The 14,392-nt window shown below is 50.3% G+C and carries 19 protein-coding genes and 3 tRNA genes; 11 read left to right on the top strand and 11 right to left on the bottom strand.

The window, feature by feature from the left end; genetic code table 11:
• The first annotated feature begins 1 nt into the window (after position 1).
• A complete protein-coding gene (locus PHT49_04935; protein MDD5451219.1) occupies positions 2-475 on the top strand; it encodes a Mut7-C RNAse domain-containing protein in 474 nt (157 codons plus the stop codon).
• 68 nt (positions 476-543) lie between these two features.
• Positions 544-620, top strand: a tRNA-Arg gene (locus PHT49_04930).
• A 145-nt stretch (positions 621-765) separates the two neighbouring features.
• Here PHT49_04930 and PHT49_04925 read toward each other — a convergent pair.
• The 9 genes from PHT49_04925 to PHT49_04885 all read right to left on the bottom strand — a co-directional run bounded on the left by PHT49_04925 (position 766) and on the right by PHT49_04885 (position 6,828).
• Positions 766-841 (bottom strand) — tRNA-Ala (locus PHT49_04925).
• Between the two features lie 359 nt (positions 842-1,200).
• A complete protein-coding gene (gene rsmG, locus PHT49_04920) occupies positions 1,201-1,863 on the bottom strand; it encodes a 16S rRNA (guanine(527)-N(7))-methyltransferase RsmG (GenBank protein ID MDD5451218.1) in 663 nt (220 codons plus the stop codon).
• An 82-nt stretch (positions 1,864-1,945) separates the two neighbouring features.
• Positions 1,946-3,331 (bottom strand): tRNA uridine-5-carboxymethylaminomethyl(34) synthesis GTPase MnmE, encoded by a 1,386-nt coding sequence (gene mnmE, locus PHT49_04915; protein ID MDD5451217.1) that lies wholly within the window; start codon positions 3,329-3,331, stop codon positions 1,946-1,948.
• Positions 3,332-3,477: 146 nt separating this feature from the next.
• Positions 3,478-4,149 (bottom strand): protein jag, encoded by a 672-nt coding sequence (locus tag PHT49_04910; protein ID MDD5451216.1) that lies wholly within the window; start codon positions 4,147-4,149, stop codon positions 3,478-3,480.
• Positions 4,150-4,164: 15 nt separating this feature from the next.
• Positions 4,165-5,799, bottom strand: coding sequence for a membrane protein insertase YidC (gene yidC / locus PHT49_04905; protein ID MDD5451215.1), 1,635 nt, complete (start codon positions 5,797-5,799; stop codon positions 4,165-4,167).
• A gap of 29 nt (positions 5,800-5,828) precedes the next feature.
• A complete protein-coding gene (gene yidD / locus PHT49_04900) occupies positions 5,829-6,047 on the bottom strand; it encodes a membrane protein insertion efficiency factor YidD (protein ID MDD5451214.1) in 219 nt (72 codons plus the stop codon).
• Positions 6,041-6,385, bottom strand: coding sequence for a ribonuclease P protein component (gene rnpA, locus PHT49_04895; protein ID MDD5451213.1), 345 nt, complete (start codon positions 6,383-6,385; stop codon positions 6,041-6,043). Before rnpA ends, yidD begins: the two co-directional genes overlap by 7 nt.
• 47 nt (positions 6,386-6,432) lie before the next feature.
• On the bottom strand, positions 6,433-6,567 hold the full coding sequence (gene rpmH, locus PHT49_04890; GenBank protein MDD5451212.1) for a 50S ribosomal protein L34: 135 nt from the start codon (positions 6,565-6,567) through the stop codon (positions 6,433-6,435).
• A 163-nt stretch (positions 6,568-6,730) separates the two neighbouring features.
• A tRNA-Sec gene (locus tag PHT49_04885) sits at positions 6,731-6,828 on the bottom strand.
• A 322-nt stretch (positions 6,829-7,150) separates the two neighbouring features.
• Here PHT49_04885 and PHT49_04880 point away from each other — a divergent pair.
• Positions 7,151-7,465 carry a hypothetical protein gene (locus tag PHT49_04880; GenBank protein MDD5451211.1) on the top strand — a complete coding sequence of 105 codons (315 nt, stop codon included), beginning with the start codon at positions 7,151-7,153 and terminating at the stop codon, positions 7,463-7,465.
• Here the strand turns inward: PHT49_04880 and PHT49_04875 are convergent.
• Positions 7,462-7,800, bottom strand: a complete 339-nt coding sequence (locus tag PHT49_04875; protein ID MDD5451210.1) for a hypothetical protein — start codon at positions 7,798-7,800, stop codon at positions 7,462-7,464. The genes PHT49_04880 and PHT49_04875 overlap by 4 nt on opposite strands.
• On the opposite strand from PHT49_04875, the gene PHT49_04870 reads away from it, so the two are divergent.
• Complete coding sequence (locus tag PHT49_04870) at positions 7,799-7,930, top strand: hypothetical protein (protein ID MDD5451209.1); 132 nt, start codon at positions 7,799-7,801, stop codon at positions 7,928-7,930. The genes PHT49_04875 and PHT49_04870 overlap by 2 nt on opposite strands.
• Positions 7,931-7,963: 33 nt before the next feature.
• On the opposite strand, the gene PHT49_04865 is transcribed toward PHT49_04870, so the two are convergent.
• Entirely contained in the window at positions 7,964-8,242 is a 279-nt protein-coding gene (locus PHT49_04865; GenBank protein ID MDD5451208.1) for an Lrp/AsnC ligand binding domain-containing protein, read from the bottom strand.
• Positions 8,243-8,355: 113 nt separating this feature from the next.
• On the opposite strand from PHT49_04865, the gene PHT49_04860 reads away from it, so the two are divergent.
• The 7 genes from PHT49_04860 (at position 8,356) to PHT49_04830 (ending at position 14,367) form a co-directional block, all read left to right on the top strand.
• Positions 8,356-8,946 (top strand): RlmE family RNA methyltransferase, encoded by a 591-nt coding sequence (locus PHT49_04860; protein ID MDD5451207.1) that lies wholly within the window; start codon positions 8,356-8,358, stop codon positions 8,944-8,946.
• Positions 8,947-9,059: 113 nt separating this feature from the next.
• On the top strand, positions 9,060-9,809 hold the full coding sequence (locus PHT49_04855) for a YebC/PmpR family DNA-binding transcriptional regulator (protein ID MDD5451206.1): 750 nt from the start codon (positions 9,060-9,062) through the stop codon (positions 9,807-9,809).
• A gap of 224 nt (positions 9,810-10,033) precedes the next feature.
• Complete coding sequence (ruvC, locus tag PHT49_04850) at positions 10,034-10,510, top strand: crossover junction endodeoxyribonuclease RuvC (protein ID MDD5451205.1); 477 nt, start codon at positions 10,034-10,036, stop codon at positions 10,508-10,510.
• Positions 10,511-10,515: 5 nt separating this feature from the next.
• On the top strand, positions 10,516-11,124 hold the full coding sequence (ruvA, locus tag PHT49_04845) for a Holliday junction branch migration protein RuvA (protein MDD5451204.1): 609 nt from the start codon (positions 10,516-10,518) through the stop codon (positions 11,122-11,124).
• Positions 11,121-12,164 (top strand): Holliday junction branch migration DNA helicase RuvB, encoded by a 1,044-nt coding sequence (gene ruvB / locus PHT49_04840; protein ID MDD5451203.1) that lies wholly within the window; start codon positions 11,121-11,123, stop codon positions 12,162-12,164. Before ruvA ends, ruvB begins: the two co-directional genes overlap by 4 nt.
• A gap of 329 nt (positions 12,165-12,493) precedes the next feature.
• Positions 12,494-13,459 carry a 2-dehydropantoate 2-reductase gene (locus PHT49_04835; protein ID MDD5451202.1) on the top strand — a complete coding sequence of 322 codons (966 nt, stop codon included), beginning with the start codon at positions 12,494-12,496 and terminating at the stop codon, positions 13,457-13,459.
• A 275-nt stretch (positions 13,460-13,734) separates the two neighbouring features.
• On the top strand, positions 13,735-14,367 hold the full coding sequence (locus tag PHT49_04830) for a MotA/TolQ/ExbB proton channel family protein (protein MDD5451201.1): 633 nt from the start codon (positions 13,735-13,737) through the stop codon (positions 14,365-14,367).
• The last annotated feature ends 25 nt before the right edge of the window (positions 14,368-14,392 follow it).

Here is a 14,392-nt window from a genome sequence, read left to right as displayed (position 1 = left end):
TATGCGGTTCCTGGCCGACAAAATGTTGGGCAAGCTTGCCAAGTGGCTGCGCATCCTGGGTTTTGATACCATTTATCTCGCGTATCCTGCTTTGCCTGAAATAAGAGAGCAAGCAGCGCAAAGGCGCATCTTTTTAACCCGCGATAGAAGCCTGCTGCATAACGTTCCCGGCGCGGTATTTATCTCCTCAGACCATGTGGATGCGCAGCTCGGGCAGCTCTACAAGGCAGGCCATATCGACTTTAAAGAGGAGATGTGGTTCAGCCGCTGTATTTTGTGTAACATGCCGCTTACAACTGTCTCCAATGAAGAGGTAGATACCTTGGTGCCGGAATACGTGCGCCGGACGGCTTCTTCATTCGCCCGGTGTCCCCTTTGCGGGAAGGTTTACTGGCCGGGCAGCCATTTAAACCGGATGCAGGAGAGAATAAGGCTTATAAAGCTTCAGGCCGCAAAATCACCTTCTGCACCCTAAAAGGCCCGGTCACTTGACAGTAAGCCTTCTCCGTGTTAGAGAACACGAGAAATTGTACCATCTTTTGCGCCCCCGTAGCTCAGGTGGATAGAGCACCAGATTCCTAATCTGGGTGTCGTGCGTTCGAGTCGCGCCGGGGGCACCAGTAAAATTAAAGGCTATCCTCCTCGGCGGATAGCCTTTTTGTTTTTGGTCACCTATTGGTTACCTGTTTTTTGCAGGTGGTTACTAATACGTTACTAAAACCGAAAGGGGCTATCTGACTGTATCAGATAGCCCCTTGATCTTCCTGGTGGAGATGATGGGGATCGAACCCACGACCTCCACGTTGCGAACGTGGCGCTCTCCCAGCTGAGCTACATCCCCTCTGGCATTAAACACCTTAATCTGCCTGTATCTTTAATATCTTTGCGGGGATCTGTCAAGGAACGATTGCCCCCCTGATCACCAGCAAGATATCATCTGCGGCGTTGCCTTCGATCGCTCCTCCTTGCGGCGTATTGCTCCATACGCCTCAGTCGTCGCTCCTCGGCGCCTTGCATCTGATATCTTGCTGGTGATCAGGAATAATCCATAACCTGCTGATTTTAATCTCGATAGCTAAATTAGACGGTGGATTTGGGGCCCCTGATTACCGGCAAGTTACGCTCAGAAATGATGGTTTCCATAAAGATGTGGGGAAAGTCCACACGATTCCAAAAGCCACCTATTACTGTGGCATAGTGTCAATTCCTGCGATAAACGACAAGCCGCCGTCTTTCGTGCGTAACCGGCAGGGTAATTTCCAGGTTATTGACCAGATGAAAGACCTGGAGCCGGGCATCCCGGGCCACGGCGTCAATCTCCTCCTGCACCCGCGGCCCTTTCATGGCAATGGCATAACCCTTCTCTTTGAGAACAAATCGGGACAAATCGAGGAAGATTTTTAAGTCAAAAGCCGCCCGCGAGATGACCACGTCAAATTTTTCGCGCCATTGCAGCTCTTGGGCCATAGCCGCATCCAGATGCAAACGCTCGGCCCGGATTCCCCGAAGGCCGAGGGCGCGGATTATATGTCTTAGAAAAAAGGCCTTCTTCTCTCTGGCCTCGACCAGGGTTATAGAAAATCCCGGATTGGCTATCTTCAGCGGGATACCCGGGAACCCAGCCCCTGAGCCTATATCCAGGACATGGCTGTACGGCGGGATAAGGGGAAGCGGCGTCAGTGAATCTATAAAATGTTTATAGATAATTTCCCGGTCGGTCTTCAGGGCGGTCAGATTTATTTTTTTATTCCATTCCGTTAAATCCGCAAGATAGAATAGGAATTTCTCTACCTGGGAGTCAGAAAGGAATATCTTGATCTCAGCGGCTGCCTGTAGTAAAAGCTCTGATGCCGATCCCTTCACCTGAGAATCCCCCTGACCCCTTTGATAAAAGGGAAATCGCCCTATCCCGGCGGACTCGCGATGACATTGTCCCCAAAGAATATTATTTGCCGATGCAGAACCGGCTGAAGATACGGTCCAAGACGTCTTCCGGTGTGGTCTGGCCCGTGATCTCACCCAGGCGATCGAGGGCCTCCTGAATGTCGATAGCTACTATATCCGGCGTGATGCCCTTAAGGAGGTTCTCCCGGGCCTGAGAAAGAAAAGGCAGGGTCTGGGCCAGGGCCGCATACTGCCGGGCATTGGGAATAATGGCGGTGTCCGGCATATCCGCTGCGCCTCCGACCACGGCCGAAAAAACAGCATCTTTAAGTTTTCCCAGATTCGTCCCCAGCAAGGCGGAAATCACTACCAGGTCTCCGAGGCCAAAAGATTCGCGCAGTCTCTCTGTATCCAGCTTAATGCCCCGGTCCATCTTATTGATTACGATTATGAAGGCCCGGCCCTGGATGTCCTTATAAATCGCGTAATCCTCCGGGCTCAAATCAGCGCTGCCGTCTATCACGAAGAGGAGCAGATTGGCCCCGGCTATCCGCTTTCGGGTCAGCTTTATGCCGATTCCCTCTATCTCATCGCGTGCCTCCCGGAGGCCGGCGGTATCGATAATCTTAACCGGTATCCCCTGCACGTTTAAAAGCTCTTCAATAATATCCCGGGTTGTCCCGGGTATGGCCGTAACAATGGCCCTTTCCTCCTCCAGCAGGGCGTTCAAAAGACTGGATTTGCCTACATTGGGCCTGCCCATTATGGCCACCGTGACCCCTTCCCGGTAAACCCTTCCCTGTTGGTAAGAGGCCAGGAGGGCCCGAATGGGTTTGACCGCCTCGCCTTCCAGCCGGCAGGCTAGTTTTTCGGCCTCCATGATCTCCACATCCTCCTCCGGAAAGTCTATGGCCACTTCCATGACAGCCAGTGCATCCAGCAGGCCGTTTTTTATAGTATTCACCCGCTCCGCCAGTCCGCCCATAAGCTGGCCGGTAGCCAGTTTGAGGCCACGGCTCGTCCGCGCCGCGATACTCTCCATGACCGCCTCGGCCTGCGTAAGATCAATCCGACCGTTCAGGAAGGCCCGTTTGGTGAATTCACCCGGGTCAGCCAGACGGGCGCCACAGGCCAGAACCACAGACAGTATTCTCTGCAAAACGATATAGCCGCTGTGGCAGTTTATCTCGGCCACGTCTTCACGCGTGTAGGTATGCGGACGGCGCATCACGGAGAGGAGGACTTCGTCTATGACCTCTCCCTTTGCCGGATCAACGATGTGTCCGAAATAGAGGTGATGACTCTGGAAGTGATCGATGGGGTTACGGGGCCGAAAGATATTACGAACTATGTCTTCGGCCCGGGGGCCGCTGATTTTGATTATCCCGATACCACCCGCGCCTACCGGCGTGGCTATAGCCGCTATGGTATCCCCGTGACGATACATATATGCGGTAGGCAGAATAAGTCATCCCTGCGAAGCTTGTCCCTGAACCCAGTCAGGGAGCAGGAATCTATACCCTAAATTCCCGTTAGAGTTTACCCCTGTATTCCCGTTTGGACGGGAATGACAACGACTGATAGTCAGGACATCTAACGGGACATACCTTTTGCTTTTCCCCGCTCCCGCGCGAAGACGGCAACTTTTTTTAACAACCCATCCCCGATACTTTTGGTCTTAACGACCGGATCATTTTGCAGGGCGACATGTATGGCGCGCCGGTCCGCAGCACTAAGCAGGTCTGTATAGAATGATTTTCCCGTCTTCTGGGCCCTCTCTTTAAGGCGCATGGCCATCTCGGTAAGATAAGCCTTTCGCCTCTCCCGGTAACCCTCACAGTCCAAAACCACTTGGATTTTTTCTCCGGCTACCTTACTGAGCATCTTGTTTAAGAGATATTGCAGCGCATCAATGGTCTGCCCCTGTTTGCCGATAAGGAGACCCGCGTCCTTACCCCGGAGGTTAAGGACTTCGAAGCCATTCTCAATGCTGCTTTCTACGGCCAGGTCAAAATCAAGCAAGGCAATCAATTCCTGTAATATCTGCTCCGGATCAGCCCTCTCTATTCCGGGTCCTTCAGGCTGCGCTTCCGGAGTCGGGACGCTGACCCGAACCTTTGCCTTTTTCAGACCCAGACCAAACACACCGCTCGACCCGGTAGAAATAACCTCGATCTTTAAATGTTCCCGGGGGAGACCCAATTCCTGACAGGCCGACTCTATAGCCTCTTCTACTGTTTTTCCTTCAAATATACCTTCTGACATGCGACCCCCCACTTATCATGCAGCCTTCTTGTTGATATAATACTGCTGACCAATGGATAGAATGTTGTTAACCAGCCAGTATAAGACCAGGCCGGCAGGAAAATTGACAAACAAAAAAGTAAAGATGACCGGCAGGAGTAACATTATCTTGGCTTGGACAGGATCGCCGGCGGTAGGGGTCATCTTCTGCTGAATAAACATGGATGCCCCCATAAAAATGGTTAAAACCGGCAATCCGCCCACATACGGTATATCAAAACCTACCGGCAGCCGGTCCGGCGCCGAAAGATCATTTATCCACAGTGCAAACGGGGCATGGCGTACTTCTATGGCGTTCAACAGCACCTTATAAAGGGCGAAAAAGACCGGGATCTGGAGAAACATGGGCAGGCATCCCCCCAGGGGGTTGATCTTATATGTCTTGTAAAGCCCCATGAGCTCGTCGTTCATCTTCTGTTTATCATTCTTGTACTTCTCGCGGATTTTGGCCATCTTAGGTTGTAGCTTTTGCATCTCCTTCATGGAATGGTAACTCTTATGCGTAAGAGGCCAAAAAAGGATTTTGATTAAGACTGTTACCAGAATAATGGCGACCCCGTAATTATGGATAAAGCGGTTAAAAATATTTAATGTAAGCAACAGGGGCTTGGCAATAATGTCAAACCAGCCAAAATCCACGGATTTTTCCAGTTTCAGGCCCAACGGCTTGAGGGAAGAGAGGTCTTTGGGGCCAAGATATAGCTGGTAATTCAGAGTGGTTTGCTTCTGGGCCGGGATAACCACCGAAGGATAAATAAAAGAGGTGAGAGTAACATCCCCCTTTATTTTCGACATCCTCACATGACCTGATTCCACGACCCGCGGGACAATAGCGGATATAAAGTATCTATCCTCATAAGCCACCCAGGACACCTTACCGTTAAGTACCCTGTCTTCTTTCATTTTTTTAGCCTCTATCTCTTCCAGGGTATCATTAACATAAGCGGCCGGGCCATTAAAGGTATAGCCATTGTCTTTGTCATAGGGGCGGTTAATGAGGTCCAAAGACACGTCTTCGCGCACTGGCTGGGTAGTCGGGTTAAAAACCATCACTTCGAGGTCTATCTTATATGTATCGTTATAAAAAATATATTTTCTTATAAATTGCCAGCCCTCCGGAGAAACATAAGCCAGTGAAAGGGCCGCCTGATTTTTTCTCGGATCAAGGTCTATGACATAACGGTCGGCCTTAAATACGGCATCCTGCACCTGCGGAAGGAGGCCGCCGGGGAAACTCATCCCCAGAGGAAGGTAAACGGGCTGATCTACCTTAATCAACTCCTTAAGGGGGGATTTTTCGTCCAAACTCTCCCGGTATTTCTTCAGCTTAAAACTCTTGAGACGGCCGCCGAATTCGGTAAAGGTAGCCTCATAACGATTTGTGGAAACAACAATATCTTTGGCCGAGGAAATATCGACGACCGCGCTCTCCAATGGTTTTAGCGGTACAGGAACGGGCTGAACAGCCGACTGGCTTTGGGCAGGCACGGGCTGCGCCTCTGACTTTGCCGGGGGCGTTTTCTGTGTTTTAGGCTGTTCGGCAAAAAAGTATTGGTATATTACTAAAGTAAGTATAGACAAGACTACGGCAAAAACAGTTTTGCGGTCCATGTATTATCTTCTCCGGTGAATAAGATCGCCTATTTTTCTCTAACAGGGTCGTATCCGCCCCTATGGAAGGGATGACACTTTAGAATCCGCATACCGGCCATGAGAATCCCCCTTGCCGGCCCATAATGTTCTATAGCTTCAATGGCATACTGAGAACAGGTCGGTATAAACCGGCAGGAGGGTTTTAAGACAGGAGAAATAAGGCATTGATACAGCCTGATTATTGCGATACATAATTTCTTCAACATGTTCGAAGCAAAGGCGATTTCTTCAGCTCATGCTCAATATCCGGATATGCAGGCCTCGATGGCAGGCTTCTGACCGAAAAAATATAGTCATTTGAAGGCGGAAAACAGGATTTATGCAGGCGAAAAAACTCTCTTATCAACCGCTTCATCCTGTTGCGCCTTACCGCGCCTTTTATTTTACGGCTAATAGCTATACCCATGCGAGGTATTCCGAGGTCATTGGACCGGACAATGATGATAAAGTGTTGTGTTGCAATACGCTTACCTGACTTGTATGCAGCGACATAATCTTGTCTTCTGCGTACTCTGTCAACCTTCTTAAGCGCATACCCTCCCATATCTTCTGATACGCCACTAATGATTTTCTCAGTTAACCTTAGGGCCGCTATACCGTAAGGCGCTTTCGCCCCTTAGCCCTTCTCCTGTTGATTACAGCTCTCCCGGCTCGTGTTCTCATCTTACTTAAGAACCCATGCGTCCTCTTACGTCTGATGTTACTGGGTTGAAATGTTCTCTTCATGAGTCCATCTCCATATCTATCTAATTGGAATAAAAGACAATTTAATGCCTTATTAAAAGTTGATTACTTAAACATATATTTGCATACCTGTCAAGTAGCGGAGAAAAATCCGGCACTCAAAGGCGCGAGAGATAAAAAGGCGGCCCTTATTCAGGTGTTATATTGGCGGAAGTGCATGGGAATCGAACCCACCCGAGAGGCTACTAACCCCCCGCACCGGATTTGAAGTCCGGGAGCCTCACCAGAAAGCTATCCACTTCCAGCTTGAATATATATAAACCTTAAAATACGTTGTCAAGTTTTAAACCGGCCCAGAGTCCCCTGAGTTTTTAGGAGACCTCTTTCTCTGAGCGAAACTTGCTGGAGCAGTGGGGCACCCACCGGGGGCAAGCAGGAAGGGGAAAGCCAGCCCTTTAGAGGCTGGAAGGGGTAAGTATTCCCCGCCTGCGAACCCCGAAAGGGTCACTGCGCAAACCGTGAAGCGAAGAGATAAAGGTTCACCCAAGAAAAGCCAGAAGTCGCAAGGCCGCAGAAGAAGCAGAGAAAAGAAATAGCTGTTTTTCCCTTTTGTTATCAATAAGATATGCAAAAAAACCTTGACACGCACGTCCTTATCCGGGTAGAAAGCCGCCTTATGGAACGGAAGTCATCTATACAAAAGTGGATTCTTCTGCTGATAATAGGCCTGACCGCGTGGCTGATTTTTGCGGCTGCCCGTCCCGACGGGGAGACCAGCGGAACTTACTGTAATCCTTATTCCGCAGAACAGGTCAAAAAAATGATGCGGTTCCACGGCACATTGGCTGCCAAGTTTGATGGACAGACCTGGTGGTATAAGTCAAGGGGGCACTGGCTGCGGCTGGACAATGCCGAGGCCAGACGGCGGTGTTGTATTTAGTTATTCGTTCTCTGGTCAATAATCAAATGTTTCAGGACATCCCAGGACTTCTCTAATTTTTCCTCTTCTTCTTTACGTTGTCTTTCCGCCTCGACAGGATCTGTAATACTGTAATAGATGATCTGTTTTCGCCCATCGGATAAGGTAATCTCCTTAGAGCCTACCATACGCCCCGGGTCATATCTCCTATGCCTTTCCCGCTCCTCGTGCTCGGTCTTAATGAGAAGCTGGATGGTCTCGTCACTTACCCCGGCCTTTTTTAGTTTTATGATTTCCTCTGTCGTAAGGGCAAAGGCTCCGGCGGTAACCCCAAAAATCAAGATGAGACAAACCATGATGGAGCAGAAATATCCGGCAGTTCGTCCCCTGAATAACGCGCCGGGGCGATCCGTCTTTGGCAGACTACCAGTGACAAACGAGCAATTATGGGGTAAGACAGCCGTTCCGGCTGTCCTGGATATGTAACGGTTAGCCATTTGGTTTTGGCGTATCTAAAAACTATGCCTTGACAGACTTTCCCTTCCCGGCCTTTTTCTCTTCCTGCATCTTTACCACCGGGCAGGTCATGGTGTGCCGTATGGCCTTTATGGTTTGTATCTTGGTAAGAACCACGTCCGAGAGTTCATCGTGATCCTTGGCCTCGACCTCAATAATAATATCATACGGCCCCATTATGACATCCAGCTTTTTAACGCCTTTTATCCTGGAAACGGTCTTCGCCACCTCAGCGGTCTTGCCTATGGCCGTGTTGATAAGTACATACGCTTTTATAGACATGGCTCCCTCCTCATAATATTTTTCAGTTATTTCAAATCTATACTACAGACGGCCCGATAAATCAACGCACAAAATCCCTTGTCAAACAGCAGTAAATAATATAATTTCAAGATATGTTGCGGCGCAAAGTCAAGGATTATTATTTTTACAAGGCAAAAAGAGAGCATTACGCCGCGCGTTCCGTCTATAAATTAAAAGAGGCAGATGAAAAATATAAATTCCTGCACAGGCGCGGTGTAATCTTGGATCTCGGCTGTTTCCCGGGATCCTGGTTACAGTATTGCGCCGAGGCGGTAGGGCCGCAGGGCTTCGTCCTGGGTATCGACCAACAGGAATTAAAATCACTGCCCGGCCCTAACACGCGATCTTTGCAGGCGGATGTCCTGGCCCTGGACCCGGAAGAAATAAAAAAAACCCGGGACGCCTTTGATGTAGTCTTGAGTGATATGGCCCCGCAGACCTCGGGCGTAAAGATCGTGGATCACACAAAGTCTATTGAGTTGGCCCGTGCGGCATTTTTAATAGCCGGAGCATTACTCAGGACCGGGGGGACATTATTCGTCAAGGTCTTTCAGGGCGAAGACTTGCCGGCGTTCAAAAAAGAAATCGAGCAGGCCTTCGCCCAGGTAAGGTTTTTCAAACCTAAGGGCTCGCGACCGGAAAGCAAAGAGGTCTTTATACTGGCCTTGAACAAAAGGCCGTAGAGGACGGATGCCGCCCATACCCGTCAGTGGTTCGTTGTTCCGCCTCTGGCAGATCAGCAGCAAAGGGCAACAAACAACAGATAAAGTAATATAGCAGGAGGAATCAAGCAGTTATGTCCGGCCATTCCAAGTGGAGTACTATCAAACGTAAGAAAGGCGCTACCGACGCCAAACGTGGCAAGATATTTACAAAGCTGGCCAAGGAAATCATTGTGGCAGCCCGCCTGGGCGGCGGAGATATCAACATGAACCCAAGATTGAGGGCGGCTGTAGCCGACGCCAGGACCGAAAATATGCCTAAGGATAATATCGAAAGGGCGATTAAAAAAGGAACCGGCGAACTGGAAGGGCAATCCTACGAAGAGGTGATCTACGAGGGTTACGGGACGGGCGGTGTGGCTGTCCTGGTGGAAAGCGTGACGGATAATAAAAACCGGACGGTTTCGGATATAAGGCACATATTCAGCAAAAACGGCGGCAACATGGGAGAAAACGGCTGCGTGGCCTGGCTGTTTGATAAGAAAGGTCTCATCACCGTAGATAAGAAGGCCGTAAACGAGGAAAAGCTGATGGACATCGCCTTAGAGGCCGGCGCCGAGGATGTGCGCGAGCAAGAGGAAGAATATGAGGTAGTAACCCCGGCGTCTGATTTCGAGGCCGTAAAAAAGGCCCTGGATGAACAAAATGTCCCTTATCTGGCAGCTGAAATCACCATGCTTCCCAAGACCACGGTGCAGATAGAAGACGAAAAGCAGGCCCAACAGGTATTGCGGTTAATGGAGGCCTTGGAGGACTACGATGATATCCAGCATGCCTATGCCAATTTTGATATACCTGACGCTATCCTGGAGGCTATCGGCTGATTCCTGTCAGAATCAGGATCGTTCGAACGTTGTAACACTTTGGGTTTTTGAAAAATACGCCCTAGGCAAGGCGCTATAAGGTCCAAAATCCCCCTCAATCCCCCTTTTCCAAAGGGGGAAGCGTTTCTCCTCCCTTTGAAAAAGGGAGGTTGGGAGGGATTTAAGAATACTTTTTCAAACAGCTAAACTGATACCGAACGGTTAACGATTAGAACATAATTATTATGATGAGAGTCCTGGGCATTGATCCCGGTTCAATAGTAACCGGATTTGCTATACTGGAGAAGGGAAATAACGGCCTGATCCATGTCCATAGCGGTTTGATTCGTCCGTCGGCCCGGCAATCTTTTGCGGTGCGCCTGAAGGACATTTATCAATCCATGCGGACCGTCATCAATGATTTTGAGCCGGATGATGTGGCGATAGAGGGCGTCTTTTTGGCCAAAAATCCTCAGTCGGCTATAAAGCTAAGCCATGTAAGAGGTGTAACCATGCTGGCCTCAGCCGAGGCCGGTCTGGAAATCTATGAATATTCACCCCGGGCAGTGAAACTGGCCGTCGTAGGTTATGGGCAGGCCAGTAAACAGCAGGTGCAAAAGATGGTGCAGGCCCTGGTGCGTCTGAAGGAAATGCCGTCTCCGGATACCGCCGATGCCCTGGCCGTGGCTATCTGCCATATTCACACTACTATATCAGGTTAATACCGATGATCGCCCGCTTGGAAGGAAATGTACTTTATAAATCGCCGGAATATGCCATCCTCAACGTAAATGGAGTCGGCTATCAGGTGTTCATCCCGCTTTCCACCTTTTATGAGTTGCCGGAGGCGGATAGCCCGGTCAGCCTGCACACCTATACACACCTGCGGGAAGATGTGTTGCAGCTTTATGGCTTTAAGACTATGGCCGAGAAGATAATGTTTATGTCCCTGATAAGTATTTCAGGTATAGGCCCCAAACTGGCGCTTAACATCCTTTCAGGCATCGGTGTGACTGAGCTGGAACAGGCCATACTATCGGGAGATGTAAGCCGGATAATCAGTATCCCGGGCGTAGGCAAAAAGACGGCAGAACGAATGGTGATCGAATTAAGGGACAAGATAGGTAAAAAAACGTCTGAATCCTGGCCTGCCGTTATCCCGGTGACTGCAGAAAACAAGAGGCTTTACGCAGATGCCGTCTCTGCCCTGGTCAATCTTGGTTATAAAAAGGCCGCTGCGGAAGCAGCCATGGCCGGAGTTGAAAGGGAGAATAAGGGCCTGCTTTCTCTGGAAGAGATATTAAAACAGGTACTAAGGGTTATAGCACGGCCATGACCTCAACTAAAGAAGACAAAAAGCGACCCTCGCCGATAGCGCCGACCATCGAAGACGACGAAGCCCGTTATGAGAACAATCTGCGCCCCCGGAACCTGGAAGAATACATCGGCCAGGAAAACCTGAAAGCTAATCTGCGTGTCTTTATCGAGGCGGCCCGGAACCGGAAAGAATCCCTGGATCATGTGCTCTTTCACGGTCACCCGGGACTGGGCAAGACTACCCTGGCGTATATCTTAGCTAATGAGCTTTCAGTGAATATAAGGGCTACTTCCGGCCCGGTTATTGAAAAAACAGGCGACTTAGCCGCCATCCTCACTAATCTGAAAGATAATGATGTCCTTTTTATCGATGAGGTCCACCGGTTGAACCGCGTAGTAGAAGAAATGCTCTATCCGGCCATGGAAGACTATCAACTGGACATCATTATCGGCCAGGGCCCCAGCGCCCGGAGCATCAAACTTGACCTTCCGCGCTTCACCTTAGTAGGGGCCACCACCCGGGCCGGGCTTCTGACCCCCCCCTTGCGAGACCGCTTTGGCGTGGTCTTGCGTGTGGACTTTTACACACCGGAGGAACTTGAGATCATTATCACGCGCTCCGCAAGAATTCTGGGCATCTCTATCGACAAAGAAGGGGCCTTCGAGATAGCACGCCGTTCGCGGGGCACCCCCCGTATCGCCAACCGCCTCCTGCGTCGTGTCCGTGATTTTGCCCAGGTGAAGGCCGACGGAGTAATCACCAAAAATGTAGCGGACGCCGCCCTGCATATGCTGGAGGTGGACGATCGCGGATTTGACCGGATGGACCGCCAGATACTCCTTACGATTATCGAGAAATTTGACGGCGGGCCTATCGGCCTGGATACACTCTCCACGGCAGTATGTGAAGAAAAAGATACGATTGAAGACGTCTATGAGCCTTACCTGATCCAGTGCGGGTACATAAGCCGTACACCCCGCGGCCGGGTTGCCACCCGCCTTGCCTATCAATACCTCAATCAGAAGCCCAGGGAATCAAACCAGGAGTCTCTGTTTTGACCGACATTCCGCATGAGTGCGCAGCACGGCATGGCCGCAACCAAAAGATCTCACCGCAGAGCATCGTAGATCCGCCGCAGGAGGGCGCAAAGAACGCAGAGAAAAGCCTCTTCCCCTCACCCTCAAGGGAGAGGGCATCTGTTGGTTCCCTCATGGGAACAAAATAAGGATTCTCGTAACACGTTAGGTTTTTGAAAAATATGCCCGAGCAAGGCGACATAAGAGCAAAAATCCCCCTCAATCCCCCTGTTCCAAAGGGGGAAGTATTTCTCCTCCCTTTAGAAAAGGGAGGTCGGGAGGGATTTAAGAATACTTTTTCAAACAGCTAAATGGATACAAATTCTCATATTAGTACACTACTGCGGGTGGCAGTGATCGGCCCGGGCGCCATCGGACTCTTCTTTGGCGGCCTTTTAAGCCGTCTGGGGTTGGATGTCCGGTTTCTGGACAAGTCCGAAGAGCGAGCCGCCTATCTCGTAAGGCATGGTCTGTTGCTGGAGGAACCCACCGGGGTTACGTCTATTCCCCTTAAGGTAACCATTGATACGGCCGGCATCGGCCCGTGCGATCTGGTCATCATCTGTGTAAAATCCTATGACACGGAATCAGCGGCATCTCTGTTACCCTCGCTCATTCATCAAAATACCTTAGTCCTCACCCTGCAAAACGGTCTGGGCCATGTCGAGGTCCTTAAAAAGGTCTTATTGGAGAGACAAATCGCTGTTGGCGTCACCTTTCACGGCGTAACCCTGGTTGAAACCGGACACATCCGCCATGCAGGGGAGGGACCAACCTACATAGGGTCTTTTCTTTCGGATGAGAAGATGCGAGGACAACTTGTTAAGCTGGCCGAGATCTTAACTGCTGCTGGATTGGTCACAAAAGTAGTGGAGAACATCGAAGAAATCGTCTGGAATAAACTCTTCATCAATGTAGGAATTAATGCCCTCTCGGCCCTGACCAGGCTTAAAAACGGCGATCTGGTAAAATTCCCGGAGATACAGAATCTCATGGCTATAGCCATTACCGAGGCCCTTGCCGTGGCCCGCGGCAAGGGCCTCCAGGTCAATCCCCAGGCCGTGGAGGAGGCAAAAGCGGCCTGCCTGGCCACAGCCGAAAATCGCTCCTCGATGTTGCAGGATGTCTTGAATAAGAAGCGGACTGAAATCGAGGCCATAAACGGGGCTATAGTGAAGGAAGCAAAAGCTCTGGGGATTCCATGTCCAGTAAATGAGGTCTTGACCTTTTTGGTTAGAGGTATAGAGAAGAGCTACAACTTACAGGCAGAAAGATAAGCGTTTAATCAGAAATCAGCTATTAATTCATCCATCACTCACCGTCTTTATAGCATCACAAACTTTTTGCAAGTTTTCTACACCCACTTATTGACAATCGCGTACAAGTTTGTTAAGTAACACTTTATTAATTTTCGTGCTACTATTTGGCCCTTTCTGCCGCTTCTGTGTCTGCTCAATTGGGTCATACGGCCCGAAAGAACTTATGCTTGACAGCCCCCGGCGGGGCTGTTAAACGTTTATTTTCAGAAGATATTAAAATTAAGGAGTTTGCCTTGATAGATTATTTTTTCCAGGGTGGGGTTGTCATGTACCCCATTCTCTTTCTGTCCATATTGGCCCTGGCCATTATTCTGGAGCGCTCTTTTTGTCTTTACCGCCTGGCCAGGACGCCAAGGGTGGACCTGAACACGATAGTCCGGGCCGTTAATGCCGGGGGGGGTGATAGCGCTCTTTCACTCGTCAGCGGCAACAGAAACCCGGTGGCTGTAGTTTTGACCGCCCTGATCCTGAATATTTCCGAAGGAAAGAAACGGGCAGAGCTCATCGAGATTGCTTCAGCCGTGGGGAGCCAGGCCGTGGACAATATCGAGGGCCGGATAAAGATTCTTCCCCTGGTTGTGCAACTTGCGCCTCTTTTGGGGCTTCTTGGCACAGTTACCGGGATGATCCAGGCCTTTCAGGTAATTGAACACATCGGCGGCAAGGTAAACGCCATGGCCTTGGCTGGCGGTATCTGGGAGGCCATGCTTACCACGGCCTTCGGACTCTCTGTGGCCATTCCTACCGCCTTTTGTCACTTTGTCCTGGAAAGAAAAGTGGACAGCCTGGCAGGTGAGGTAGAAATGGCCGCCTCCCGACTGTTAGCTACGGTTGAGGAAAGTCAGGGGTCGGTAGCGTCGCCGTAGGAGAGAAAGAACTCATAATCCAGGA

This window comes from Desulfovibrionales bacterium (assembly GCA_028715605.1).
In the GTDB taxonomy this organism is placed as follows: domain Bacteria; phylum Desulfobacterota; class QYQD01; order QYQD01; family QYQD01; genus QYQD01.
Note: the sequence above shows the minus strand (reverse complement) of the source record. Positions and strands in the feature narration are given on the sequence as shown.